Origin of the sequence: Neorhizobium huautlense (genome assembly GCF_030811685.1) — a bacterium.
In the GTDB taxonomy this organism is placed as follows: domain Bacteria; phylum Pseudomonadota; class Alphaproteobacteria; order Rhizobiales; family Rhizobiaceae; genus Neorhizobium; species Neorhizobium huautlense_A.
In genome coordinates this window covers 163,509-190,250 of the sequence record NZ_JAUSRF010000001.1, presented here as the reverse complement: position 1 = coordinate 190,250, position 26,742 = coordinate 163,509, and the positions used below count along the sequence as shown (strand labels likewise).

Here is a 26,742-nt window from a genome sequence, read left to right as displayed (position 1 = left end):
TCGTGAAAGGGGCTGTCAGGCTTATTCGCCGACCCAGGTTTTGATCTGGTCCGGGTGATCGGCGATGTACTTGGTCACGGCCTCGTCGTAGGAGGTTTCCTGGGCGTTGAACATCGCAGCCTCGAGATCGGCCAGCGGCAGCTTCATGCGCGACAGGAAGCCGGCAACCTTCGGGTTTTCGTCCTTGAAACCCTTGGTGGCGATGATGTTGACGACTTCGGCATCACCGAGAGACTTCTTGGGGTCTTCGAGGTAACGCAGCTTGTGCTTGCCGAACATCCAGTGGGGGCTCCACGAGGTGGCGACGAACCACTTTTCGCCGCGATAGGCGCGATCGACCGTGGTCAGCATGCCGGCCTCACTGGAAATCTGCAGCTTGTAGTCGTCGAGCCCGTAATCCTTCACCGCCTGCTGCGAAAGACGCGTCAGGCCGGCACCCGGATCGATGCCCTGAATGGTCTTGGCAAGCTTTTCCTGAACCTCTGGCTTCTTGAGGTCCTCGATCGAAGCGATCTCGCTTTCCGGGATATAGGTCGGAACCACCCAGCCGAGCTTGGCGCCATCGTAAACCGTGCCGAGCGTCTCGACGCGGTCCTTCACCTTGTCGAAATAGTCGGCATGGGTTGCCGGCATCCAGTTCATCATCATGAAATCGACATCGCCACGGCTAACGCCCTGATAGAGCGGCGCCACGTCGGTCTGAACCAGATCCACCTTGCCACCGAGTTCATCCGTGATCACCTTGGCCGCAAGCTTGGTGACGAATTCGGCGTCGGACCAGGCGGACCAGCCGATCTTCACCGGCTTGACGTCCTGCGCCATGGTCGGAAAAGCGGAGCCGGCAACGAGTGCGGCTGCAAGGCCGAGCGTTGCACCAAGTGTGGCACGGCGGGTGGTGCCGGTCGTGAAAATGTTCTTCAACATGTGGTCTCCTTGATGGGAGTTTCAGTGATCGCGGGTTCAGCACCCGCATGGGTGGCGCGTGGCTGGCTCAGGCGTTTGCCGTCGCCAGTTTCTCGCGCTCGGTCTTCTTGAAAAGCACGGACCAGAAGGCGGCGCGCGGCTTTCCGAGGCTCTGGGTGATACGGTCGAGGATGACCGCCAGAATGACGACGGCGAGGCCGCCTTCGAAACCGGTGCCGACGTCGAGACGCTGGATACCGGTCAGAACCGTATTGCCGATGCCGCCGGCACCGATCATCGAGGCAATCACCACCATCGACAGCGACAGCATGATCGTCTGGTTGATGCCGGCCATGATCGAAGGCATGGCGTTGGGCAGCTGCACCTTGAACAGCAGCTGCGTCGAGGTGCAGCCGAATGCGTTGCCGGCCTCGATGAATTCCTCATGCACCTGCCGGATGCCGAGATTGGTGAGGCGCACGACCGGCGGCATGGCGAAGATGACGGTTGCGATCGCACCCGGCACGGCACCGAGACCGAAGAACATGGCGGCCGGGATGAGGTAGACGAAGGCCGGCATGGTCTGCATGAGGTCGAGGATCGGGCGCACGATCGCCGCAACGCTGTCCTTGCGTGCCATGGCAATGCCGAGCGGCAGGCCGATGATGATTGCCATCAGTGTCGAGGCAATCACCAGCGCCAGCGTTTCCATCATGGCGCCCCACAGGCCCATATGGCTGACCAGCCAAAGGGCAACACCGGTGAGTATGCCGAAGCCGAAGCTGACACGCCACAGCGACAGCGCCACGAAGATGGCGATACCGACCGGCATGGGGATCGCGAGGAGGATGTTCTGGATGCCGCCCGTCACGAAGCCGATCATGGCTGCGATGAAATCCAGAGCGGGCGAAAAGTTGTCGAGGACGTAATTGACGGCTGTATCGACGCCGTCACCAATATCGAAATTCATGTCTGTCTCCGGTTATGGGCCGGTTAAAGGAAAAGGCGACGTTGCGGCGTGATCAGGATGCGCGATCGAGTGTTTCGAGCAGCATCGATTTGCTGATGGAGCCGACATACCGCTTGTTCTCGTCGATGACAGGCACGGGCCAGGGGCTGGCCGCCACCTTTCCAAGCACGTTCGACAGCGACTCGTCGGCTGCGATCGGCTCGATCTCGGAGAGGAAGGCGCCACGGTAAGGATCCGCCACCTTTTCGCGCATCTTTTCGACCAGCGACGTCTGGCTGACGACGCCGTGATAGGTCTTGTCGCGGCCCAGAATGATCGCGTATTCGCGGTCGAAATTCTTCATCCGCTCAAGAGCGGCAGCAGCCGTCGTGCCCTGACGCTCGATGATGGTGATCTGCGTCTTGCGGGCCACATCGCCGGCCTTGAAGACCTGAGACACATCGACATTGCGGAAGAACGAGCGGACGTAGTCATTGGCCGGGCTCATGACGATTTCGTCCGGGGTGCCCACCTGCACGACATTGCCGTTCTGCATGATGCAGATGCGGTCGCCGATACGCATGGCCTCGTCGAGGTCGTGGCTGACGAAGACGATCGTGCGGCTTTGTTCGGATTGCAGGCGCACCAGTTCGTCCTGCATTTCCGTGCGGATCAGCGGGTCGAGCGCGGAAAACGCTTCGTCCATCAGCAGAACGGTCGGTTCGCTGGCCAGCGCTCTGGCAAGGCCGACACGCTGCTTCATGCCGCCGGACAGCTGATCCGGCTTGCTGTCGGCATAACCGTCGAGGCCCACGGCCTTCAGCGCTGCCATCGCCTTTTCCTTGCGCTCGGTTTCGCTCATTCCGGCAACTTCAAGGCCGAAAGCAGCGTTGTTGAGAACGCTTCGGTTTGGCAGAAGCGCAAAGGACTGGAACACCATGCTGATCTCGCGGCGGCGCACGTCGATCAGTTCCTTGCGCGACATCTTGGTGATGTCCTTGCCATCGATTTCGATGGAGCCCGAGGTCGGTTCGATCAGGCGGTTCAAGAGGCGAAGAAGGGTGGATTTGCCGGATCCCGACAGGCCCATGATGACGAAGATTTCGCCGGCCTTGATGTCGAATGTGGCATTGTTGACGCCCACCGAACAGCCGGTCTGGGCGTGAATTTCGGATTTCGTCTTGCCGGCGCGGACCATGTCCAGCGCCTTGTCGGGGCGCTCGCCGAATATCTTGAAGACATTGTTGATACTGATCTTGGTCGAAGCCGGCTCAGCCGACGCGTCATTTTCAGTTGTAAAAGCCATACAATCTTGGGCCCGGGCTCGATAGCGCGGACATACTCCTTGCTGATAAATCCTCCGGAAAGGACAGCTGCGCTAGCCTTTCCGGAAGTTTTATGTGTTTCTTTATCGCATCCGCGTGTGAATTTCCCAGCAGAAATTCTGACCGTTCGAATATACGTCATGTACATCCGCAAGGGCCCGGAAAGTAATTCCGCGCATGCCGTGGGATTTTCCGATCCGTCGATCAGGAAATATGTCGAAGACGAGATCTATGTAGGGCGCTATAAGAAATGTGTCCATAAAAAAATCCCATTTGACGTAATCACGGATGGGTTATGGATGCGGTCTTACTTGCTGGTGATTGGCCGTAAGTCACTGCCCCATAGGGGTTTTCGATGGTTGTGATACTTGCGCGAAGCAGGGCATTCGGCGTGCGGTTTTGACGCGCCGAAACCGATCGATGAGGCCACCTCATGCCGTTTGGAAGCACGCGACGGCATCTTTCAGGTCACGCAGACTCCATCACGGCAGTTGGTGGATCTTTACTTGCGGCACAACAGTTTTTGCAATGTCGCATAGGTGCCTGTGGTGGGTGAGGTAGATCACCTGACCGACCTTCGACATCTCGCCCAACAGGCGAAAAACCTCTTCCGAGCGCTGGTCGTCAAAACTTTCCATGATGTCGTCAGCGATGAACGGAACGGAAGGGCGCACCGCCGCGAATTCCTCATAACCCGCCAGCCGCAGCGCCAGATAAAGCTGGAATTGCGTGCCGGTGGACATCTCCTTGGCCAGTTTCGATCCGCCGTCGCGCCCCACGCCGATCAGGATTTCGCTGCTGCCGTCGATCTGTGTCGTCAGCCCGGAATAATTGCCGCCGGTGATCAGGCTGAAGGCTTCCGAGGCGCGGTTCATCATCGAGCTGCGATGTTTTTCCCGGTAGATATGCAGTGCCTGTTCGGCAGCGAGAATGCCGGTCCTGAGCGTCAGGTAACGTGTCGCCGCATCCTCGATTTCGAGAAGGACCGTGCGCCGCCTGGCTTCGATCTGCGCCACGGCATCGTCACCGCCGACGGCATCGAGTTTGTCCCTGGCGCGGGTCATTTCCGCGTAAAGTTCACGGGTGCGATCGGTGAGATCGTTGATGCGGGTGGAAAGCTCTTCCGCTTCACGCTCGATGCCGACAGCATCGATGTCGGCCAGTTGTCGCGCCGCATCTTCGAAATGTGCCATTTGCAGGCTCTGGGCAATCTGCGCTTTCAATTCGGCAATGCGGGTTTCGGTTCTGTCGCGTTCCCGCGCCTGTTCCAGAAACGTTTCGACGGCCGCCAGCGTGTCGGTGCCGAAATAGGCGGTGACCTTGGCCTTCTGCGCCTCATGCACGGCCAGTTCCCCGGCCAGTTCCGCTCGCTCGGTTTTCAGTTTTTCGAGGTTTTCGTGTCGCGTCGCGCGTGCCTGTTCTTCGCGTGTGGCGGTCTTCAGCCGGTCGAGAAGCTGGCCTGCAATCACTAGGGGATCATCCATGCTGCCGTCATCATCCAGCTTGCGCAGCAGCGTGGAAACCTCATCGCGGAACTGCGTCTGGTCGCGCTCCATGGCGTTGACGCGCTGCGCCAGATCCTGCCGATCCTTCAGGATGACCGGCAGTTTCGACAGTTCCGATAGCATCTTTCCGATGGCGGCAACGGAATCCGCGTGGTCGGCCAGCCAGGTTTTCGACAGTGTCTGCCGCCAGGTTTCCTGCCAGCCATCCGCGCTCAGCTGCGCGTCTTCCCGGTCGCGTTGGCGTTCGGTTATGTCACGCGAAAGGTCGGCTGCGGATTTTTCATGCGCCGCCCGTTCATGCGCGCCTGCCTTGATACGAGAGATAAAATCGGTGGCGCCACGCGCCAGTTCTACCGGGGTGATCTGGTGAAGCCCGCGCGCACCGGCTTCCAAAAGGGCGGCCTGCAACGCGCCGCAAAGGCCGTCGAGTTCCTCGCGAATATCGATGATATCCGTCTGTGACTGCTGCAACTGCGCCCCGGCGGACAGGGCTTCCGCCCGGCGTGTTGTCCAGCTTTCAACAGCTGCGATGCGCTCCAGCGCATTCATCTCGATCCCGGACGTGTCGGGCAGAATCGCACCGATTTTTTCGGCAAGCGCCACATGTTCCGCTTCCGCCTCGGCAAGTAGATCATGCTGGTGTTCGACCGCGGCATTGTTTTCGGCCGTCTTACGCGTCAGCTGCCGCAGTTCCGCCAGTTCGTGGGCGCGCGAAAGCCGCCCTGCCGAAACGCCATCGTCCCGGCGCATGGCCTCCTCGAAACTCCGTGCCGTCTGCGCGTCGAGTTTTGCCAGATGTGCCAGCCATGCGGCATCGCGCTCGTCGCGTGCGGCCCGTGCTTCGGTGTCGTCGATCGCGCCTCCGGCGTTGAAGGCGGCAAGGCGCGCCTGCATCGTCACCTGTTCCGTCTCCATCTCGCGGAGGCGGGCACGGTGCTCGTTCAAACGGCGGTCGATCGCCACCGCGTGGCTGCGCCATGTCTCGATCTGTCGGGCATCGGCATTGGGTGTCGCCGCCAGCGCATTCATGTCGCCGGTCCAAGGCGACAGCATGCCCATGCGGTTTTCGAGATTGCGCTGCAATTGGGTGCGGCCGCGCTCCTCCAAGGCAAGCCGAGACGGCAGGTCGGATGAGGTCAGGCGCGAAAGCGTCGCTTCAAGCCGCTCCAGCGTGATATCGTCAGGGACTTCGCCGGACGTTTGTCCGGCCGGTTCCTTTTCCCGCAACCGCTCCAGCGCATCCCGGCTGCGCTTGAGTTCGCGTTCCGCCGTCGAAAGCTGCACATCGATGCCCGAGCGCTTTTCGATCAGGTCGCGGATGATCGCGGTGGTTGAGGCCGGCAGCAACAGTGCCTCGGCATCGTCATGGGGCGGACGTTCGAGATCCGCCAGCAGGCGGGCCAATGCGCCCTCCTGTTCCGCCAGAGATTGCCGCCGTCGCGGCAAGTCGTTTTCCGCGGACCGGAAACGGGCGACGCCATCCGCCAGCATCTCTGCATGGACGGCGATCAGCCGCGCTTCTTCATCGACGGCAATATCATCGATCTCGCGTTGGACCTGTTCGATGACGCGATCTTTTTCCTGCAGCAGCGCCTGCAGCCGTGTTTCGTCACGCACGAGTTGCGGCAGAAGCGCAAACCATTCTGCCGGCGGGCGTGGCAGCGGGGTCTGTTGCTCACGGCCGGTTTCAAGTCCCGTAAGTTGCAGGGAGAGGGGCAGGGCGGTCAGGATACGGGTGAGGCCGGCATGGCGGGTGCGCGCCTCGGCCAGCTCGGCGGCAGCGCCGTCATAGGCGGTTTTTGCCGTCTCATGCGCGGTGTTGAGGCTGCTATAGGTGGTCGCGAACGTATCGATCGCGTTCCGCTCGGTTTTCAACGTTTCCAGGGCGCGTTTCAGCTCGGCAAGCTTTGTAGAGGACGAGCGCTTCTTGTGAAAACCCGCTGCCTCTTCGCTCGCTGCCGCCAGCGTCTTGCTGAGACCTGCAAGGCCGGAGCTTGCAGAAAACAGCAATTCGCCCAGTTCCCCCTTGCTCTGGATGATGGCATTGCCGCCTTCCTCCAGCGATTTGTCGTCGAGAGAAAACATCGTGCGATAAGCGTCACGCGTTACGCCGCTAAGCGCACCCACCAGCAGCGCATCGTTGACCGGCGAACCGCGCCCATCGATCAGGCTGCCGCTGCGCTGCTTCAGCCGTGCCAGTTCATGCGTCGCGCCATCGATGTCCAGCTCAGCGCCTATCCGCATCGAGCTGTAGGGATGCAGGAAATTGAAAGGCGTCTGCGTGTGCATGCCGAACAGGAGGTCGAGATAGGCGGCTAATGTCGTGGACTTGCCGGCCTCGTTCAGGCCGTAGATGATATGCAAGTCCGGTTGCCCGGCGGGGACCTTGCCGAAATCGATCACATGGTCGGTGAACTTGCCGTAGCGTGTCAGGTCCAGTCGGTTGAGGCGCATCAGTTTTCATCCCGCTCGGCGCCGCTCAGGCGCGCGGTGATATCGTCGGTTCCCCGGGCGAGAAGATCATCGACGAAGCGATTGAAGGCGGCCTCGTCATCGCCGGCAAAATGGCGGCTTTCGGCCGGCAGGTCGGCCAGCATCTCGCGCACCATGTCGCTGATGTCATCGCGAAAACCGGGGCGGGCAATCACGTCGGATCGCATCAGCTGGCCAAGCTCGATCACCGGGTCGGCATTTGCCTGCTCCGCCTCGCCGGGCGGGCGCACATCCAGTTCCAGTTTCTCGATCCAGGTGTCGCCCAGCCGCTGGCCGCGTTGCTCGGCCTCTGCCAGCATCAGGTCGATATCGCGCCGCAGGCGGAAGGAGAGGGGCGTCTCGCCTAGCAAACGAAGACGCGCGACAAGATGTTGCGAGGCCGTCTTGCCGCGCTGGCCGGAAAGGGCGGTCTCTATCGCCGCGGCAGCATCCCGCCACTCGGTCAGGCCGGTCAGATCGATGGAAATCCGTTCGAATTGCGCAATGCTCGTCAGCCGTTCTTCGACGCTCACCGTGCGGTCATCGGCGATCGTCACCAGCGAGACGGTCTTTTCGCCCGCCTCGTTGATATCGCGCCCCTGCGGCATGCCGGGCATGATCACCGTGCGGGTGCCTGTATGGTGAGCGCGCTGGTGGATATGGCCAAGCGCCCAGTAGTCGAAACCGGACGCATGCAGGTCTGCCGCACTGCAGGGGGCGTAGACGTCATGGCCGGGTGCACCGGCGAGACTGGTATGCATGATGCCGATATTGATCGCACCCGCGACCGGCGGCCTGTATTTGGGCAGAAGCGGGTCCGGTGCCTGCGGTTTGGCAAAACTCAGGCCATGAATGGCGACGGCAAGCCCGCTCGCCTCCATCTCGATTGCCTCAGCCCGCCCGCCAAAAATCTTCACGCTTGGGGGCAGAACCAGTTCCTGGGTAATGCGCGACAAAGCGTCGTGATTGCCGCGAATGGTGTAGACCGCAATGCCGGCCTGGTGCAGCCGCTCCATTTGCCCGGCCAGAAAACGGGCCGTTTTCATCGAGGTCTGGTCGCCATCGTAAAGATCGCCGGCAATCACCAGCGCATCGACCTTCTCCTCGAGGCAGAGATCGACGATCGACACCAGTGCCTGGCGTGTCGCGCCTCCGACCAGTTCCGCCAGCTCTGCATTGCGCAGGGCCAGCGAACGAAGTGGAGAATCGAGGTGGATATCGGCGGTGTGGACGAAGCGGAACGGCATCAAGTGACTCGCAAAATCTGCTTAACTATAGGCCGGAACCGATCCGTCATGCCAGCTTTACGACCACGTCAGTTTCGACAGGCCCTCAATGGCCGTATCGGTAATGGCTTCCGGCGTGGCATCGATATCGACCGTCACGACGCCATCTTCTTTGTCGGGACGTTCGAGCGTCGCCAGCTGCGTTTCGAGCAGGCTCAGTGGCATGAAATGGCCGGTGCGATGACCCATGCGATCGGTCAGCAGTTCCTTGGAACCATCAAGGAAAACGAAGGCCAGCTTGCCGCCGGCGGCCTTGCGCAGACGGTCGCGGTAGATAACTTTGAGTGCCGAGCAGGTGATGACGATGCCGCTTGTCGCACCTTCGGCCAGACGCTCGCCGATGATGTCCAGCCACGGCCAGCGGTCTTCGTCGGTCAGCGGCGTGCCTTTTGACATTTTTTCGACATTCGATTTCGGGTGCAGTTCGTCACCCTCGACATAAGGCAGGCCCAGCTTCTCGGCCAGCAGGATGCCGACGGAGCTTTTGCCGCTGCCCGACACGCCCATCACGATCACCGGTCCCTGAAACATTGTGTTGCCCTGCTCTGTCGACATGTGTCTTTGTTCCATTCATCGAATCTGTCTGCGCGGGGGTGGATGCAAAAGCCGATCCTCCCACCTTCGGCGGCAAAGAACCGGTGTTTGCCCGCAAGGTCAAGAGCGCGGCAAGGTTCTGCTTACCATTTTTGCGAGTGCAGCTTGCCGATCACGCAATGTTTTGTCTTGCTAATGAACGTAACTATGCGATTCTGCGATATGTGCTTTGAACCTTGTGCGGGCAAGGGATTGACGTGATGATGGAAGGGCAAAATCGAGACCGGCGACGAACACCTCTTGGGCAGTTGACCCAGGCGGTTGCGCGTCTGGCCGGTGCCAAGACTTCCGAGGAGGTGGTGGATATCGTGCGGGTGACAGCGCGCGTACTGGTCGGCTGCGAAGGTATCGCCATCATTCGCCGCGACGGCGATCTCTGCCACTATATCGAGGAGGATGCGATCGGCCCGCTCTGGAAGGGGCAGAAATTTCCGATGACGGCCTGCATCAGCGGCTGGGCGATGCTCAACAGACAGACAGTCGTCGTGCCCGATATCGCGCTCGATCCCCGCATCCCGTACGAACTTTACGAAGAAACCTTTGTCCGTGCGGTGCTGATGACGCCGGTGCGACGCGATGACCCGATTGCCGCCATCGGCGCCTATTGGGCCGCGACCTATGAGCCAAGCGATGAAGAGATCGAGGTTCTGGAGGCGCTGGCGAGCGCCACGGCAACAGCGCTCGAAAACGTGCGGCTGATCTCGGCCCTGAAGGATGCTGTTCTGGAAGCAGAACTGGTGCGTGATGAGCTGCGCCACCGGGTCAAGAACGCCTATATGGGCGCGCAGAGCCTTGCCCGGCTGACCCTTCCCAGCGAACTCGGCGTCGAGTTGAACGGGCGTATCTCCGCCCTGGCGCGGGTTCATGAACTGTTGGATGAAAAGACCGAGGATAATGCTCGCATCGATCTGCGCAGCCTGATCGAAATCGAAATCGAACCATATATGACGCCGGATCGGCAGACGTTTTCGCTGACTGGTCCATCCGTGCCATTGCCGCCCATGCGCGCCACCGCTCTTGGTCTTGTGATCAACGAGCTCGCCACCAATGCGCTCAAGCACGGTGCGCTGTCGGTGCCGAGCGGCCGCGTGGAAGTCGCGTGGCTCGTGGCGGGGTCCGAACTCACCCTGCTCTGGGCGGAAATGAATGGCCCGCCGGTCGTCGAAAGTGCCTTGCCAAACCAGGGCTCGGGCCTGATCAAACGGCTGGTGGAGCGGCAGCTGAATGGCCGGATCGATCACGTTCTTGCCCGTTCAGGGGCCCGCTGCCAAGTGACATTTGCCATAGAGGCCGGCGGCATACGAGAAAGCGCAACGCAGCGCGATGATCGGTCGTAACGGACCTATCGCGGACGTTGGCCCTATAGGGAAAGCAGCGCCTCGTAGCGATCACCGATAACCTCTTCGCTGAAATCTCCGGCACGTTTGCGCAGAAGCGAAGGTTCCGGCGGGTGATCCAGCGTTGCCGTTATCGCTGCCGCCAGTGCGTCTGCATCGCCGACGGGCACAAGCGCTCCATAACGGCCATCGGCCAGAATTTCGCGTGGTCCATGCGGCGCGTCGGTCGAAACGACCGGCACGCCAGTCCCCATCGCCTCTACCAGAACATTGCCGAAGCCTTCGCTGCGTGAGGACAGGACGAAGAGATCGGCGATCGCGTAGCAGGCTGCGGGATCGTTGACATAACCGGCAAACAGGATTTTGTCGCCGACACCAAGCGTTGTTGCCTGATGTTCCAGATCAGCTCTCAGCGGGCCATCGCCGAAGATCACGAGGCGACAATTTCTTGTTCGGTCGAGTTTCGCAAATGCGGCGATCAGCGTGTGATGATCCTTGACCTCGACAAGACGGCCGAGCGTGATGATGACGGGGCCGTCACCCATTCGGGACAGACGATCCTGCCAATCAGTCTTGTCTGCTTCCCGCACTTCGAGTGCCGGAATGGGGTTGCCGATCACGGTGATCTTGTCGGGCCGGAAACCACGGGCTTCAAGGTCGGCCGCAATGCCGCCGGATACCGCGATTGATGTTGTCGAACGTCGCGCGACGATGCGCGAAAGCAGCGGTGCGATCCGACTGCCGAGGCTATCGGCCTTCAGCGAAGCGGCGGCATGAAAGCTTGGAAAGAAGGCGGTCCGGCTGCCGCCAAACGTCAAGGCCAGCGCCGTCAGGACATTTGCGAATTCGAGGGCGGAAAACACTGCATCCGGCTTCAATTGCCGATAGACCGCGATCGAACGGAAGAAGGCTTTCAGCGTCGAAAACTTGCCGAAATTTTCGCCGTGGGCACGAAAACCGAGATCGAGTATTTTGACCTGCGGCGAAACCAGTTGGGCATTGGGGCCGGTTGCATCCCAGACGAAAAGGGTGACATCGTGGCCACGTCGCGCAAACGCATTGGCAACCAGAACGCAGACCCGTTCCGCGCCACCGCCGCGCAATGTCGGAACATGGATGGTGATGCGTTTTGGCGAAAATGCCGTCATCAGTAGGCGAGGAGGCTACGCGGCGGCTGGCGCATGTCGATGATGATGCCGCGGATGACGGCAAGGCCGGTGCCGACGATCAGCCCGCCGATCAGGCCAAGCACGAACAGGACGGTGGTGCTCGGCGGCCAGGATCGGCCGGATGGTGGAAGTGCCTCGGAGATCACACGCACATTCGTCGTGTTGATCTGCTCCCGCTCGGTGATCTGTCGGGCACGCGACAGAAAGCTTTCGTAGATGGCGGCTTTCGAGGTGGCATCACGCTGCAATTCGCGCAGTTCCACCTGCGAGTGGTTGTCGTTGAAGGCCGAACCTTCCAGTTCCGTCATCTGGCCGCGCAGCGTGTTGAGCGCCGAATTGGCCTTGTCCAGTTCGGACTTGGCGGCATTGGTGGCGCGGGTCAGTTCGTTACGGACCTGATCGCCCATGGCCGTCAATTCGGCCTGCATGCGCACGATCGAAGGGTGCCGGTCGCCATAGACCATTCTCAGCGCCTCCACCTGCTGGCGCAGCGCGCTTGCCCGGTCGAGCAGCAAAGCAAGGCCGCTCGGCACCGCCAGCTGGTTGCCGACGGCATCGGTGCCGACCTTCATCAGCGCATTGTAGCTGACCTGCGCATCGATGACGCGTGTGCGGGCCGCCGCAAGCTGGGTGTTGAGTTGTGTGAGCGACAGGGAGCTGACCAGCTGGCCATCCTCGCCGGTCGTCAGGTTGTTGGCGCGGCGATAGGCTTCCACCTTTTCGTCGGCTGCCAGAACATCGCGTTTCAACTGGTCCAGCCGCTCATCGAGGGCGGAAGCGGCGCGGCGGGCGCCATCGGCATCGGCCCTGGCGAGCTCTTCCTGAAACGCCTCGACAATGGCGCGTGAAATTGCAATCGCCTTGTCGGATGATACCGAGGAGACCGAAAGGGCAGCGATAAACGACCGGTCGTCCGCCGAGACGGACACCTTTTTCTGCAGGGCTTTCACGGCCGCCAGCTGCGGATTGGGCTCAGTGGTTGGCGCGCCGCCGGTCAGGCCGGACAACAGGCCGGGTTTGGGCGGTTCGTAAAATTCGGGATCATCGGCAAGTTTCATCGTCTCGACGACACGCGAAAGCACGTTGCCGGAGGTCATGATGCGCATGCGGTTGACCACGGTCAGCAACTGACCGTCGATCTGACCGGGTTGGGAATAGAGGTCGTTGTTGACCACCTGCAAATTGGCCGGATCTATCAACACCTCTACTGTAACCGTGTAGCGCCGCGTGGCGAGCATGCCATATGCGGCGGCGAGAATGCCGCCCAGCACCATGGCGATGATGATCAGCACAAGGCCGGATTTCAGCCAGACGAACAGTCGGCGCAAATCGAGCTCGAGGAAATCGGCAACCTTGCCAATGGTCACGACCTGGCTTGGATGCGGCTGTTCTTCGGGCGCGACTTCGCGCGGCCAGGATCGACCGGCATGCGGTGCGTCGATCCCGTGATGTCGGGTCTCGTGCAGTTGTGAGCGGTCGATGTTGGCGGACATCCGTTAACGCCTTGTTCCCCAGTTCCGCGTATTTCTAGGCTTCGGCAGGTTAAGGTTTCATTCCGATTGAAACGAAATATTGGCATGTCCCTGCAATTTTATGAGAATGCGTCAGTATAGGCGCTGGCAGCGAGCAATTTGTGCAGGATCGGATGAAGCAAACAGCCGGCCAGATCAACGATCCCCATCACGCGGTGATTGACCTTCGTGCCAACGCTATCGTCATGCTGCTTTTCCTGAGCGTCGCTGGCGTCCTTTTACTGCGTCTGCTGCTGACATCACAATTGATGAACCTGATCCTGCCCTATACGAGCGAAGGCGGGCCGTTTTATGCAAAATTCCATCTGGGAACCTATCTGATCGGCGGCCTGCTGATCCTGTCCCTGTTTGCACGGCGCATTCCGCTGCGCGGCGATGATATTCCGCTCTTCCGGTTTCTGCTCTTTCAGGTCGGCATTCTCGGTGGGTTGGTCGTCTACGTGATTGCGATTTCACGTATCGGCGCCACAGGTGTGATCGTCGATACCTATCTGACGGCCTGCCTTGCCGCGATGTTGATGCTGACCCTGCCGCCGCATGCGCGCCGGATGATCGGCACTTGTGTCGTCGTGGTGTTGATGCTCAGCGCGACAATTGCGCTCGGCGAGGCCGTTATCCAGCGACGTGTCATGCCGTTCACCGAAAGCGAGCCGTATTTTCGCGCCACCGGCCTGACTGGTCACCCGCTGTCGCTTGGCGGCTATTGTGTCCTGGCCGTCGGTTTTGCCACGCTGACCGGCTGGCCGGTCTGGCTGCGGCTATCGGCCGTGGCGCTGGTGTTTTTCGGCTGCATCGCGTCCGGCGCCCGAACCGCGCTTGTGCTGGCTGCAATCGAAGTGGTCCTGTTGTTGCTGCTGGTGCGTTGGCCACAGCTTTCCCGGACGGATGAGCGAAAGGCCAAGCGTATCGTGCTGCTCATGGCAGGCGCTCTCGGTCTGGTGTTTTTTGCGGGCTTGCTTGCCGGTGGTTTTCTGGCCCGTTTTCAGGGTGCTGCCAGCGACGGCAATTTCATGGCGCGTATTGATGTCTACCAGATTTTTGGTTTCGTCAGCTGGAAGGACATCATGCTGGGCATGAGCCCGCAATTGCTGCTTGAAACCGTGCGTGAAAAACTGCGCCTGCCCTATATCGAAAGCGCGCCCGTGCTTCTGGTGCTTCAGGCCGGGTTGCCGGCGGCGATGGTGCTAACGGTTGTTGTCGTGCGCCTGTTCTTGCGGCTGTTGCGCGGTGCGGCCATGCAGGCGCGCATCGCGACCGCCATCTTTCTGATCGCGGAACTCTCCAACAATGCGCTGGCCACCAAGAACGGCGACATCATCCTGCTGGTGGTGCTGATCATGGCCTTCCGTTCTCGGCCGGAAGAAATCCCGCCGCCGCGTCAGGGTGCGCTGTCGATCATTTCCAGCCGGCCGCTGCGGGTAAGGGTGTGAATACCCGTGCCATGCCAGGCCGGGCCTGATGTGACCGGCTGGATCGGTCCCAGAACCACGTCCTCGTCATCCAGCCTGATGATTTCGCGAAGGCAGAGCCCACCGCCATATTTGAGCGTGCCATCCTGCATCGGCAGAAACACCTTGCCCTCCCCGTGAATGACATGCCCGCCCGGGCGTGCGCCGGCGCGGTCGATCAGGATCGGGTTGAGCCCGTGCGGTTGCCATGGTCCGCGCAGATCGGAAGCGCTGTAAACTATGAGCGTATCGGAGGCGCTGCCCCGGCCGATGCGCTCGGTCCCGAACATCCACAAGCGCCCGTCACGTTCCACAAGGGTGGCGTCGTTAAAACAGTGTCCGGCGAGCAAAACCGTGTCGCGCACCCAGCGGTTCGGGAATTGTTCGGCGCGATAGAGAACGACCTCGTTTGCCGCCCCGCTTTCTGGGATCATGAAGATCGAACCGTCCCGCTCAAAGACGTTCGGATAGGAAAGATGGTGCGGCTCTTCCAGAACAGCGCGTGGCGTCGTGCAGGTGCTATCCGGCCCAATTTCCGCGACGGAAATGATGCCGCGCCCGAGGGCGTACGGGAATTCCTCGACGAACAGATAGGACCGGCCCTGATGCTCGAATGCAAACGGGTCGGCGTAAAAGCACTGCCCGTCGTCGTGCAAAAGCGTGAAGGAGGCGCCATCCAGACGTCGGGTTCCGGCGACACCGGCGCCGGAATGCAGACGATAGCCGACCTGCCAATAAAAAGGCCGGGAACCGGGTTTCAGCCTGTGCAGCAGGCGCGCCGCAAGACCTTTGCCCAACCGTAAGCCGTAGCCGAGCAAAAATGGCCTTGAGGGCGTTTGGGCCACTGGCTCGTCGATGGCGGTGAGACGGCCCGCAGCAAACCGCCTGATGCACATCACGATCAGGTTCTGCGCGGCGGCCAGCACATCGGTGCAATCGCGCGAAAACCACACGCGATCGCCAAGCATGGGGCTGGCAATCGCGACGGCCTTGCCGTTCAGCCAGGCGACGATGTCGGGCGCGGCACCGGTCGTGCTACGAAGCCGGGCAAGACCTTCATCGATGGTTTTTGCACCCGCGATCGAGAGGGACAGGACTTTTTGCGCATCCGCAGGAGGGGCTTTGCCGGTTAGGTCTATAACCAGTTCGGCCATGCCGCTGGTTTCTACGGGAAAAGGTGCGGCCAGACTGGCGGAAGAGGCGCCCAGCTTTTTTGCCTCCAGCCGGAGGATACCATTCAGGCCGCGCGGTGCCGGGCTGGTGGTTGGCGACACCGCGGTCAGGATATGGAAACCCTCATTATGAAGCCGCTCAAGCAACTCATGTTCCCAGCGGCGGGCTTGTCCTGCGTGACCAATCAAAAGCAAAGTCTTCACTGCGTCTGCTCGCCTCCCGACGTCGAATAAATTGGTTTTATTCGCACAGAACAGGTCTGTCTTGGTTAATTGTCAGTTAAAATGTGTCACCGCGTCATATTTTCTGCGACATCATTAAAATGCCGGCAATAAAAGCAATCGCCCGTCAATCTATTCGGCCCAACTTTCCGCACATCAACTTGATGGGGTGGGTTGGCTATGCAGACATTTGCACGTGGGGAGCGGCTGGCGAAGCGTCGCCTTCTGATCGTTTTCGGTACACGGCCCGAGGGCCTGAAATGTTTTCCGGTGGCCCGCGCAGCCCTTGCGCATGAGGCTTTTGACACGGAAATCTGCGTGACGGCCCAGCACCGTGACATGCTGGATCAGATCATTTCGCTGACCGGGCTTCCTGTCCATTACGACCTGAACATCATGCGTCCCGGCCAGACGCTTTTCGACGTCACCGAGCGTGTCCTCAAGGGCATGAATGATGTGCTGGAAAGCGCCAGGCCTGATATCGTCATGGTTCAAGGTGATACAACAACAGCGATGGCGGCAGCACTTGCGGCCTTTTACAAGCGCATACCGGTGGCTCATATCGAGGCAGGTCTTCGAAGCCACAATATCGACAGTCCGTTTCCCGAAGAGCTGAACCGCAAGATCATCGGCGATATCGCCAGGTGGCATTTCGCACCGACGGCGGAAGCACGCGACAATCTGCTGGCCGAAGGAAAATCCTCCGCCAACATTCTCGTCACCGGCAATACGGTCATCGACACCCTGCTGCATTTCTCCGGCATGTTGGATGATGACGACCTGATGAGCGCGGAAATGGCGGCTCGTTTCGGTTTCATCGACCAGTCGAAAAAGCTGGTTCTGGTCACCGGCCATCGCCGCGAAAATTTCGATGGCGGTATCGAACGCATCTGCAAGGCGCTGAAAGTGCTGGCGGCACGCGGTGACGTTTCGATCGTCTTTCCCGTCCACCCCAATCCGAATGTTCGTGATGTGGTGAGGATGGAACTTGCCGATATCCCGAATGTCCATCTGATCGACCCGCAGGAATACCTGCCTTTCCTCTATCTGCAGAAGAAGAGCTATCTGGTTCTGACCGATAGCGGCGGTGTGCAGGAAGAGGCGCCGTCTCTCGGCAAGCCGGTTCTGGTGATGCGTGAAAATACGGAGCGGCCGGAAGGTGTGGCGGCCGGGACCGCGCGCCTGGTCGGCACCGATGTCGATGCCATCCTGCGCACCGCAACAACCCTTCTGGACGATGAAAACGCCTACCGAAACATGGCCGAACGCCACAATCCCTATGGCGACGGCAAGGCAAGCCAACGAATTCTCGAGGAGCTTTCCCATGCGTGAAATCAAGACCGTATCCGTTATCGGCATGGGCTATATCGGCCTGCCGACCTGCGCCATTTTTGCCAGCCGCGGCTTCAAGGTCGTCGGCGTCGATGTCAACGAAGCCGTCGTTGAAAAGGTCAATCGCGGCGAGATCCATATCGTTGAGCCCGATCTCGATGGCCTGATCCAGAAGGTTGTCGCGCAGGGCGCCCTGCAGGCGTTCTCGACGCCGCAGCCGGCCGATGCCTATGTCATCGCTGTGCCAACGCCGATCACCAATGATCTGAAGCCGGATGTGTCCTACGTGCTGGCCGCAGCCCGCAGCATCGCTCCGATCCTCAAGAAGGGCGATCTCGTGGTGCTGGAATCGACCTCGCCGGTCGGGACCACCCGCACCATGTCGTCGCTTCTGGCAGAGCTGCGGCCGGACCTTTCATTCCCGTCCGACATCAACGACGACAGCGATATCTACGTCGCCTATTCGCCGGAGCGAGTGCTGCCGGGCAAGGTTCTGACGGAACTCATCAACAATGACCGTTCGATCGGTGGCCTGTCGCGACGCTCGTCGGAGCGCACGGCAGCGCTTTATGCCAGCTTCGTTGCCGGCGACCTGTTCGTCACGGTGGCGGAAGCGGCTGAACTGGTGAAGCTGACGGAAAACGCTTTCCGCGACGTCAATATCGCCTTCGCCAACGAGCTTGCCGCCGTCTGCCAGGATCTGTCGCTGAATGTCTGGGAGGTCATCGATCTCGCCAACCGCCATCCGCGCGTCAACATCCTGCAGCCGGGCCCGGGTGTCGGTGGCCATTGCATCGCCGTCGATCCGTATTTCATCATCGACGCCGCGCCTGAAAGCACGCCGCTGATGCGCTCCGCTCGCCAGATCAATTCGCACCGTCCCCACACTGTGGTGAAGGATATCGAGGCGCTGCTGGAACCGGGCCGCAAGCAGACGGTTGCCTGCCTCGGCCTGAGCTTCAAGCCTAACATCGACGACATGCGCGAAAGCCCGGCCGTCGAGGTTGTCGAGCTTCTGTCCGCCAATCCGGATATTCGCCTCGTGGCCGCCGAGCCGCATACACGCTCGCTGCCGCCTGCGCTGCAGGACAAGGGAATTGTCTTTACCGATGCGCTGACGGCAATCGATGAAGCCGATATCGTCGTGCTTCTGGTCGATCATCGCCAGTTCAACTTCATCGACTCTGAATCGCTGAAGGACAAGAAGCTGGTCGATACGCGTGGCCTCTGGACATGGCGCAAGGCGCGCCGTCCGGATGCGCGCATCGAAGGCAAGAAGAGCAATCTGGCCGACATGCCGGCCGTCGAGATCGGGAGAGCGGCATGAGCAATCTTGCTTTCAAACAGCCCGAATGGGTGGATCACCCGCTGCTCGCCACGCGCAGCATGACCTTTCTCGGCTGCCCGCTGCACGGGCTGACGATGGAGGAAACGCTGGACCTCGCCGAACAGGCGATGCGCGAACATCGGCCTCTACATCATGTCGTGGTCAATGTCGCCAAGCTCGTGACCATGCGCAAGAATTCCGAGCTGCGCGAGGATGTGACCAGCGCCGATATCATCAATATCGACGGCGCCGGCGTGTTGTGGGGCGCGCGCCTATGCGGCCTGCATGCACCGGAACGGGTGGCGGGCGTGGATATCATGCTGAACCTGTTCGAGCGCTGCGCAAAGGGCGGTTACCGTCCCTTCCTTCTGGGGGCTGAACAGAACGTGCTGGATGCCGTTGCCGCGCGTCTCGGCAAGGACCATCCGGGCTTGAAAATCGCCGGCATGCGCAATGGTTATTTCAGAGAAGAAGACGAGGACGCCATTGTCCGGCAGATCAACGAAAGCGGCGCCGATTGCCTTTTCGTGGCCATGCCGACGCCGCGAAAGGAGCGGTTCTTGAAGAAATACCGCACGCGGCTGACGACGAGTTTCGTCATGGGCGTCGGCGGCAGTTTCGATGTCTATGGCGGTAAGGTGAACCGCGCGCCGCATATGGTGCAGGCGCTGGGTCTGGAATGGCTGTTCCGCATCGCGCAGGAGCCGAAACGTCTGTGGCGGCGTTATTACGAAACCAACACGGCCTATGCGTCGCTGCTCGGCCAGGAGATATGGCGTCGCCGGTTGCATCGATAGGCTGGTCTTGGCGGCGCGTCAGTTGTCTGAGCTGCGCCGCAGCACAAAACCTCTGGTCTTGCCGATCACCTGTCGTGCGGCCTGAGGATTGAAGGCGGCGTTGAGCAGGAGAAACACGATGCCGCCCGCCATGCCCGCCACTGCGAGACGCAACAGCAGGAACGTATCGGCCAGAAGCGTTTTGGCGCCATAAGCGGCGCCCCAGACGCAGGCCGAAACGAACATTGCAGTGATGATGGCGCGCCAGGGCAGGGCGATCGGCGTCAGGCGTTCGCTGATGATGGCGGTGACGATGAGATTGACGACGGCCGCCCCCATCAGGCACAGGGCGGCGCCGGCTTCCGCCATCGAAGGGATGAGCAGGATTGCGAGGCCGATATTCGTCGCCGTGCCGAACAGTTTGCTGACGATGAACAGGAGAGGGCGTTTATGGGCATGCACCATCGTACCGTAAACGAAGTCGGCAAGATTGGTCAGAAAAGCCCCGATGGCGATCGTCGTGAACAGCAGCGTATAGGGTCCGACATAGGCAGCCGGCAGAACAAGAGCAGCCAGATCGGAACCGAGTGCCGACAATATCGCAACGACAGGCAAGGCAAGCGCGAAGGTCAGCGCCATGAACTGCGACAGGAAAGCCCCGGCGGCCCCTTGCCCGTGGTCATCGAAGCGGCTGACCGCTTCCGGGAACGCGCCCATGTTGATCGCATTGGCGATCATGTCGACCGGCTGGCGCGCCAGCGCGTAGGCCGAGGCGAAGATCGCGACGGCGGCGGCATCCTGATACAGCTTGAGCATCACCCGCTCGGCATTGGTGAGGCCGAACCCCACCAGCGCAATGGCGATGATCGGCAGGCCGAGCGCCAGAAATTCGCGCTGCGTGAAACGCGGCGGGCCGTGCACCACCTGCCGCCACGCGATGATGTTGGCGGCAAGCCCGGTGATCAGCATGCCGAGGCTGGACGCAATGGAAATGGCGAGAAAGGAATTATGCTCGACCAGCATGGTCGCGGCGGGAAGCGCCAGCTGCAGCACCGCGCGCAAAAATTCCAGCATGGAATAGGCGCTGTGGCGCTGCTGCATCTGCAGGACTGTCAGCGCATAACGGGCGATCGCACCGGCGATCAGATAGGTGCAGACCGCAGCGGAAAACTCGCCCCAACGCTCGGGCACGATGAGGGCGCTGGCGCCGACCGAAACAACGAGGCCGATGACTGTGGTGGCCAGAACCATCCGTCCGGCGCGCAGCAGGCTGCCGCTACTGACTTCGCCCTTGCCGCCGAGCCTGAGAAGAGACACCCGCAGCCAGTTGGCAAATGCGGTATCGGCCATTTCCCCGACGGTCACCACAAGCGTCAGCAATCCGTATTCGACGGGGTCGACGATGCGCGTGGCAATGATCAGAAACAGAAGAGCCGAGAGCCGCGTCAGCAGGATCGCCGGACCATAGATGAGGGTGGACCTGAGCAGCAAGGGTTCGTTCCTGGAAGCGTTTCCCGACCGAATGTCAGGGCGATATGTCACCGGTCGGCTTAACGGAAACCTAGCTTCTATTTCTTAACAGTCTATCTGCCTGAACCAACGCCTGATTGTGGGCCTGATCGTGGAAAAGCATGCCGGAAAAACCCGTTGCCGACCGACCGCTGAACATACTGGTTGCCACGCCCGCCGGCGGTTTGGGGCAGGGCGGCATCGACCGTATCATGGCCGCGCTGAAGGGCGTGCTTGAGCGGCAGGGGGGCCAGGATATGCGTGTTCGTTTTCTGGCGACGCGCGGGCGTGGATCGATCGTTTTTGCCTGGATGCATCTCTTGCGTTTCTGCCTTGCGATTTTTTTCGGACGAATGCGCGGCGAACTGGATCTGGTGCATGTCAACCTTGCTAGCCGTGGCAGCACCTATCGCAAGCTGGTCATCGCTGCTTGCGCGCGTCTGGTCGGCGTACCCTATCTTCTTCATCTGCACGGCGCCGAATACCGATCCTTCTGGTCGACGCGCGACAGCATTCTGAACCGCGCTATCCGAAACATGTTCAGCAAGGCGGCCGGCATCATCGTGCTCGGCAGTCCGTGGAAGGCCTTTGTCGCCGAACGGGTGCCGGAGGCGGCGTCGCGGGTCGTGATCGTTGCCAATGCCGTCGAACCTCCCCGCCTGCCGCATGTCGGCGGAGGCGAAAAGGTTCATATCCTTTTTCTCGGACGGATCGAGGATCGCAAGGGCGTTCCGCAACTCGTCAAGGCGCTCACTGCAATGAGGGGAAAAGACGGCTGGCGCGCCACGATAGCCGGTGACGGCGCGGTGACGGAGCTTCGCCGGGAAATAGACGATCTGGGACTCGCCGACAGGGTCGATGTGCCGGGATGGCTTGGTCCGGACGATGTCGCGCGGTTGCTGTCCATCTCCGACATTCTGACGCTCCCGTCGTTCGCGGAAAATCTGCCGATGTCGGTGATCGAAGCCATGGCTTACGGCCTCGCGGTGGTTGTGACCCCGGTCGGTGCGGTCGAGGACATTATTCGGCATGAAGAGACGGGCCTGCTTGTGCCTCCGGGCGATGACAGAGCGCTTTCGGCTGCATTGCTGCGCATGGTCGAGGATGCGGACCTGCGCCAAAGGCTGGGGGTGGCCGGTCGGGTTTTCCAGCAGAAACATCTGACGATCGAGCCTTATGCGGAGCAGATCCGTTTGGTCTGGAAAGAGGCGGCACATCGGGGCGGGGAGACGGGCTGATGGGAATAACGTCACATCTGAAGAACTCGCTGGCCGAAAATTTCGTTCGTCGCGCGCCCGGTCTCTACTCTCATTTCATGGACCTTCTGCGCCGCTCTGAAGACATGTCGTTCGAACAGCGGCAAGCGCTGCGAGACCGGCTGACGGCACGGACGTTGAAGCAGGCGCAAGGTACGCGATACGGTCGCTCGATTGGTGGCTCGGCGACGTATGATGATTGGCCGATCCTCGAAAAAGACGTCTTGCGACAGGATGAGGCCCTCTGCTCAGCCAGAACACTTCTCCCGGCCCGTGCCGCCGCCACGGGCGGCACGACTGGCGTGCCGATTGTCCTCCGCCGCTCCCTGCAGTCGGTGGTTTTCGAACAGGCGGTCATCGATCATCTTGTGAAACGTCATGCGGGTGTGGACTGGAAGACAGCGCGCATTGCCGTTCTGCGGGGCGATACGTTCAAGGACCCCGCCGACATGCGGCCACCCCATTGGCAGTTGCGCCATGGCGGCCTGCATCTCGCCTGCTCCAGCATCCATCTGAATGCCGCCACGGTCAGTGATTTCGTTGCGGCCATCCGCGATTTTCGCCCGGATATTCTCTGGGTCTATCCGTCGGCGCTGGAAGCTTTTGTCAGGCTCGGCGCGAAATTCTTGGGCGATGGGGGGCTTGCCGGTCTCAAGCTCGTCGTTTCCTCTTCGGAAGTCCTCGACGCTGCCATGCAACAGGAGGCTTCGGTGATCCTGAAGGCGCCGGTTCTGGATTTTTATGGACAGTCCGAACGGGTCTGCGCCTCATGGCATGTCAAAGACAGTGCGCACTACTTCATGCCGGCTTATGGGCGTGTCGAGCTGCTGCCCGCCCATGAGGACGACACCCACAGCTATTACGAGATCATCGGCACATCCTACTGCAACCCCGCCCAGCCACTCGTCCGGTTTCGCACCGGCGACCTCGCAAAGGTCCGCAAGGGTATGGGAGTTGCTGATCTGGAAGCCGTCACGCTCGGGATTCTGCCCTTCGAAGGCATTGAGGGCAGACGTTCGGAATATGTGCTTTCGCCGGAAGGATCACGCATCATCGGCATCAATCATATTCCACGCAATGTGCCGGATATCGCCCAGATGCAGATCGTGCAGACCAGCAAGGCGAAGGTGGAAATCCACGTCGTGCCGCTTCAAAATTTTGGCGAGCATGCGGCCGGCATCATTCTCGCCAATGCGCGTCAAAAAATTCCGGCGAATATGGAGGTCCAGATCAAGACCATCGACCGGCTGACGCGCACGGCAAGCGGCAAGGCGCCGCTGGTGCTGCGGCAGATCGACTGACCTTAACGCATCGACTATTGCCCGGCTGACGGTTTCAGGCCGATCGCCTGCAAAAGATCGTCATCCGGAACCGCCTTGCCCTTGGGCTGAATGACGGTCATGCCATGCGGATTGGAATATTCCCAGATCGACCATGCGATGCCATGTCTCTCCGCCGTTTCCCGCACGGTTTTGAGGTAATACAGCCGGTCGGCATCATAGGATCCCATGCGACCGTCGTCGGTGATGCGGATCGCGCCGAACTCTCCCATGAACAGACGGTCTGGTGCGATGCCGTGTTTCTGCCCCCAGGCCACCACCTCATCGAGACGGGCCTTGAGAATGGCTTCGTTCCAGCCCTTCTTGAAATAGTCCGCAATCGGTTTCCTGATTTCGCCGATGGCCTCGTCCTGCTGATCCATAGACAAGCCGGCGCTTGTCATATGCGCCCGCAGACCCTCGATCACCGTCTGCGGTGAACCACTTCTGGCCGGCCACGGCAGGCCGGACAAAAAACCTTCCTTTTCCTCCGGCTGCTGGTGGGTGAAACTCAGCGGCTCGTACATGTGAAAACTGTAGAGAATATTCCTGTCGTCGAATGTCGGATCGATGTGGACAAGACCGGTAATGCCGCCACCGCAGGCGCCGGTGGCGACGATCGTCAGTTCGGTGCTGACCGAGCGGATGTCCTCGACCGTTCCGGTCATGATACGCTGCCAGTCGTCGGTGCCGCTGGCATCGCAGGGGTAATAGGCGGGTTCGTTATAGGGTTCGAGCGCCACCTTGTCGGTGCCGATCTCGACCAGCATGGCGGCGACCGATTTGACCATATCGCGATAACGCGCCACGCCATCGCTATCGGCGCCGTCATAGATCATCTTCATGCTATAGGCAGGCACCTGGCTGACGCCGTGCAGGTCGAACACCACTTTGAGGCCGGCATCCGTCAGTCTCCGGACATTTTTGGAAAGCAGCGCAAGGGTTTGCTTGCGCTGGGCGGGATCGGCAACCAGCGGGCCCGGATCGACGCTCAGCCGTACGAAATCGAAACCCAGTGCGCGAATGGCCTCGAAAGGATCGCCCTTCGGCCAGTCGGTGATTTTTCGATCGCCGGACAGCCATTGCTCTACGCTTCGGTAGGGCGGAAACCGGTAGCTGCCATCGTCCGTCACCGGCGACCAGTTCAACCATTGGTGCAAGCCGACGCCGCGTTTCAGTTCGATCGGGTCGGCGCTCGCTGTCGAAAGGGACAGCATGAAAAATGCACAGGCAGAAACCAATCTTTTCACGGTTTTCCCCCATCGTGACCTTTGGCTCAGGGGATTTTAACGAAGCCTCGGCAAAAGAGAATGATTGCTCACCATGAGTTGCAGATATGGTGAATGCCGTGGGGCGGGTCATAGTGTGGTGGCGGGGCAGATGACTTTTGCATGGTATGTGAACCGGCTGCGCAATATGGGCGCTGCCGAAATCCTCCATCGCGTCGTTGAAAAGGCGCGCAGGATAAGCTCGCGCCATCGTCACGGTGGCTGGGAAAGATATGCGCCGGTGCCGCTGACCTCTGTGTTCCCCGGCCTGCGCCAGCGCGTGGTCCATGCAACGGCTGCCGAACGCGAAGTGATCGCCTCTGCCGCCGAAAATGTTCTGGCCGGAAAGTTTTCGGCGCTAGGCCAAACATGGCCGCAGCGGGCGCCCGACAATCTGTTTCCCGAAAATCTGTGGTCACTCGATCCCGTAACCGGCCGGCATTGGCCGGGCGCGGGCACTTACACATTCGATATCAGCTATCGTCACGATGGGTCTCGCGGCGATATCAAATATGCCTGGGAAATCGGGCGGCTGCAGGTCCTGCCGGCTCTGGCCATGCATCATGTGCTCGCCGGTGATGGCAAGGCGCTGGCTGCGATCGAAGAGGCGATTGAAAGCTGGCATCGCGCCAATCCGCCATTCACCGGCATCGGCTGGGCCTCGGGCATCGAAGTGGCGCTGCGATGCATAAGCCTGATCGTGGTGCGTGATCTCCTCGTGGATGAATTGAACGCCGCAACGGTGGCGCGTATCAGCCGGATCCTCTCGGCCAGCCTTTTCTGGCTGAAACGGTTCCCCTCGCTTCATTCCTCGGCCAACAACCATCTCGTGGCGGAACTGGCCGGCGAATATCTCATCGGTCTGGCGCTCGGCCAAAATGTCGAGCAAGCGGAAAGGCATCTTTCCGAAGAACTGCTGAAACAGATTTTTGGCGATGGCGGTGGTGCCGAACAGAGCCCGACCTATGCAGCCTTCACCGTGGAACTTGTTCTTTTCTGTCTTGTTGCTGCCCGCAAAAAGGGACGGGATTTCGGAACGCTCGTGAACGAGCGTCTGCAGGCCTTTGCGTCTTTTGTCGCATGGTTGCCATCGACAGCGAAATTCGGAGATGATGACGAGGGCCGAGTGCTGACGCTGGGGGCGGAAAGCGATTATGTCGGCTCCGTCGCAGCAGCGATTGCCGGCTTGTTCGACACAACAGGGATTGCCTCTCCGCAAGGGGATATGCGCGGTCTGTTTTTCGGTCACCCGAAAACCTTTGCCCAAAAACCGTCCGGCCTGCGCGTGTTCGAAGACAGCGGGTTGTCCATCTGGCGGGCGCGCTCTGGCGAAGGCGATGTCGAGCTTGTGTTCGATCACGGCCCGCTGGGTTATCTGTCCATCGCCGCCCATGGGCATGCCGATGCCTTGTCGCTCACACTGGCGATCGACGGAAAGCCGGTTCTGGTCGATCCCGGCACCTGGGCTTACGGTTCCGGCGGCATTTGGCGCAACTGGTTCCGCTCGACCATGGCGCATAATACGCTCAATATTGCCGGCGAAAGCCAGAGCATCATGTCGGGCGCCTTCAACTGGTCGCACAAGGCGGATGCGACGCTGGTCGAATATGTGTCCGGTGAGAACTGGTCGCTGACGGCAGAACACGGAGGTTACGAACAGCGGTTCGGCGCACGCCATCAGCGAAAGATTCGCCTTGAACAGGGCAATATCATCATCACCGATCTGCTGCTCGGAACGGCGCGCCCGGCTGAAATCGTGTTCCAGCTGGCACCGCATCTGGAAGCGCATATCGATGGCACACTCGTGCGGGTGATGGATGGAGAGGGACCGGTGCTGCATCTGCAATTTCCGGAGGGGGACATTTCAGTGTCGAGCGGTGGCGAAAAGCCCGGTGATGGCGGCTGGGTTTCCCCATGTTTCGGCGTCAAAATGCCGGCGCCACGTCTCTGCTGGAACGGTTCGGTCGGTGGCAGCGGTGTCAATATCGTGCTGTCTCCGGTCATGCCATTGTCACCATCTCAGCGCTGATCGGCGAGGGCG

The 26,742-nt window shown here is 60.5% G+C and carries 19 protein-coding genes; 8 read left to right on the top strand and 11 right to left on the bottom strand.

Features of this window, described 5'->3' with window-relative positions; all coding sequences use genetic code 11:
- Nucleotides 1-21: 21 nt before the first annotated feature.
- From J2T09_RS00795 to J2T09_RS00770, 6 genes are all read right to left on the bottom strand, one after another.
- The gene (locus tag J2T09_RS00795) at nucleotides 22-924 is read right to left on the bottom strand and encodes a glycine betaine ABC transporter substrate-binding protein (RefSeq protein WP_306830031.1); all 903 of its coding nucleotides are present in this window, start codon (nucleotides 922-924) and stop codon (nucleotides 22-24) included.
- Between the two features lie 67 nt (nucleotides 925-991).
- Complete coding sequence (locus J2T09_RS00790) at nucleotides 992-1,873, bottom strand: ABC transporter permease (protein WP_306830029.1); 882 nt, start codon at nucleotides 1,871-1,873, stop codon at nucleotides 992-994.
- A 52-nt stretch (nucleotides 1,874-1,925) separates the two neighbouring features.
- Nucleotides 1,926-3,158, bottom strand: a complete 1,233-nt coding sequence (gene proV / locus J2T09_RS00785; RefSeq protein ID WP_306830027.1) for a glycine betaine/L-proline ABC transporter ATP-binding protein ProV — start codon at nucleotides 3,156-3,158, stop codon at nucleotides 1,926-1,928.
- Nucleotides 3,159-3,659: 501 nt separating this feature from the next.
- Nucleotides 3,660-7,136, bottom strand: a complete 3,477-nt coding sequence (locus tag J2T09_RS00780; protein ID WP_306830025.1) for an ATP-binding protein — start codon at nucleotides 7,134-7,136, stop codon at nucleotides 3,660-3,662.
- Complete coding sequence (locus J2T09_RS00775) at nucleotides 7,136-8,401, bottom strand: metallophosphoesterase family protein (protein WP_306830023.1); 1,266 nt, start codon at nucleotides 8,399-8,401, stop codon at nucleotides 7,136-7,138. The genes J2T09_RS00780 and J2T09_RS00775 overlap by 1 nt, the downstream gene beginning before the upstream one ends.
- A gap of 57 nt (nucleotides 8,402-8,458) precedes the next feature.
- Nucleotides 8,459-8,995 carry a gluconokinase gene (locus J2T09_RS00770; RefSeq protein WP_373458292.1) on the bottom strand — a complete coding sequence of 179 codons (537 nt, stop codon included), beginning with the start codon at nucleotides 8,993-8,995 and terminating at the stop codon, nucleotides 8,459-8,461.
- Nucleotides 8,996-9,234: 239 nt separating this feature from the next.
- Between J2T09_RS00770 and J2T09_RS00765 the strand changes: the two genes are divergently transcribed.
- Nucleotides 9,235-10,371, top strand: a complete 1,137-nt coding sequence (locus J2T09_RS00765; protein ID WP_306830021.1) for a sensor histidine kinase — start codon at nucleotides 9,235-9,237, stop codon at nucleotides 10,369-10,371.
- A gap of 23 nt (nucleotides 10,372-10,394) precedes the next feature.
- On the opposite strand, the gene J2T09_RS00760 is transcribed toward J2T09_RS00765, so the two are convergent.
- Both J2T09_RS00760 and J2T09_RS00755 read right to left on the bottom strand, forming a co-directional pair.
- Nucleotides 10,395-11,519: a glycosyltransferase gene (locus J2T09_RS00760; RefSeq protein ID WP_306830019.1), complete on the bottom strand. Its 1,125-nt coding sequence runs from the start codon at nucleotides 11,517-11,519 to the stop codon at nucleotides 10,395-10,397.
- The gene (locus tag J2T09_RS00755; RefSeq protein WP_306830017.1) at nucleotides 11,519-13,033 is read right to left on the bottom strand and encodes a GumC family protein; all 1,515 of its coding nucleotides are present in this window, start codon (nucleotides 13,031-13,033) and stop codon (nucleotides 11,519-11,521) included. Before J2T09_RS00755 ends, J2T09_RS00760 begins: the two co-directional genes overlap by 1 nt.
- A gap of 152 nt (nucleotides 13,034-13,185) precedes the next feature.
- On the opposite strand from J2T09_RS00755, the gene J2T09_RS00750 reads away from it, so the two are divergent.
- The gene (locus J2T09_RS00750) at nucleotides 13,186-14,502 is read left to right on the top strand and encodes a VpsF family polysaccharide biosynthesis protein (protein ID WP_306830015.1); all 1,317 of its coding nucleotides are present in this window, start codon (nucleotides 13,186-13,188) and stop codon (nucleotides 14,500-14,502) included.
- On the opposite strand, the gene J2T09_RS00745 is transcribed toward J2T09_RS00750, so the two are convergent.
- Nucleotides 14,451-15,839, bottom strand: a complete 1,389-nt coding sequence (locus J2T09_RS00745; RefSeq protein ID WP_306830013.1) for a glucosamine inositolphosphorylceramide transferase family protein — start codon at nucleotides 15,837-15,839, stop codon at nucleotides 14,451-14,453. The two genes, J2T09_RS00750 and J2T09_RS00745, sit on opposite strands and share 52 nt — an antisense overlap.
- A gap of 255 nt (nucleotides 15,840-16,094) precedes the next feature.
- Between J2T09_RS00745 and wecB the strand changes: the two genes are divergently transcribed.
- The 3 genes from wecB to J2T09_RS00730 are packed head-to-tail and all read left to right on the top strand — an operon-like array spanning nucleotide 16,095 to nucleotide 19,370.
- Complete coding sequence (gene wecB, locus J2T09_RS00740) at nucleotides 16,095-17,246, top strand: non-hydrolyzing UDP-N-acetylglucosamine 2-epimerase (protein WP_306830012.1); 1,152 nt, start codon at nucleotides 16,095-16,097, stop codon at nucleotides 17,244-17,246.
- Entirely contained in the window at nucleotides 17,239-18,573 is a 1,335-nt protein-coding gene (gene wecC / locus J2T09_RS00735) for a UDP-N-acetyl-D-mannosamine dehydrogenase (protein WP_306830010.1), read from the top strand. Before wecB ends, wecC begins: the two co-directional genes overlap by 8 nt.
- A complete protein-coding gene (locus J2T09_RS00730) occupies nucleotides 18,570-19,370 on the top strand; it encodes a WecB/TagA/CpsF family glycosyltransferase (RefSeq protein ID WP_306830008.1) in 801 nt (266 codons plus the stop codon). The genes wecC and J2T09_RS00730 overlap by 4 nt, the downstream gene beginning before the upstream one ends.
- An 18-nt stretch (nucleotides 19,371-19,388) precedes the next feature.
- On the opposite strand, the gene J2T09_RS00725 is transcribed toward J2T09_RS00730, so the two are convergent.
- Nucleotides 19,389-20,840 (bottom strand): oligosaccharide flippase family protein, encoded by a 1,452-nt coding sequence (locus J2T09_RS00725; protein ID WP_306830006.1) that lies wholly within the window; start codon nucleotides 20,838-20,840, stop codon nucleotides 19,389-19,391.
- A gap of 140 nt (nucleotides 20,841-20,980) precedes the next feature.
- Here J2T09_RS00725 and J2T09_RS00720 point away from each other — a divergent pair, with 140 nt between their 5' ends.
- Nucleotides 20,981-22,096, top strand: coding sequence for a glycosyltransferase family 4 protein (locus J2T09_RS00720; protein ID WP_306830004.1), 1,116 nt, complete (start codon nucleotides 20,981-20,983; stop codon nucleotides 22,094-22,096).
- Nucleotides 22,096-23,415: a hypothetical protein gene (locus J2T09_RS00715; RefSeq protein WP_306830002.1), complete on the top strand. Its 1,320-nt coding sequence runs from the start codon at nucleotides 22,096-22,098 to the stop codon at nucleotides 23,413-23,415. The genes J2T09_RS00720 and J2T09_RS00715 overlap by 1 nt, the downstream gene beginning before the upstream one ends.
- Nucleotides 23,416-23,429: 14 nt before the next feature.
- On the opposite strand, the gene J2T09_RS00710 is transcribed toward J2T09_RS00715, so the two are convergent.
- Nucleotides 23,430-24,683, bottom strand: coding sequence for a glycoside hydrolase family 5 protein (locus tag J2T09_RS00710; protein ID WP_306830000.1), 1,254 nt, complete (start codon nucleotides 24,681-24,683; stop codon nucleotides 23,430-23,432).
- 130 nt (nucleotides 24,684-24,813) lie between these two features.
- On the opposite strand from J2T09_RS00710, the gene J2T09_RS00705 reads away from it, so the two are divergent.
- Nucleotides 24,814-26,730 (top strand): heparinase II/III family protein, encoded by a 1,917-nt coding sequence (locus J2T09_RS00705; RefSeq protein ID WP_306829998.1) that lies wholly within the window; start codon nucleotides 24,814-24,816, stop codon nucleotides 26,728-26,730.
- Nucleotides 26,731-26,742: the final 12 nt, after the last annotated feature.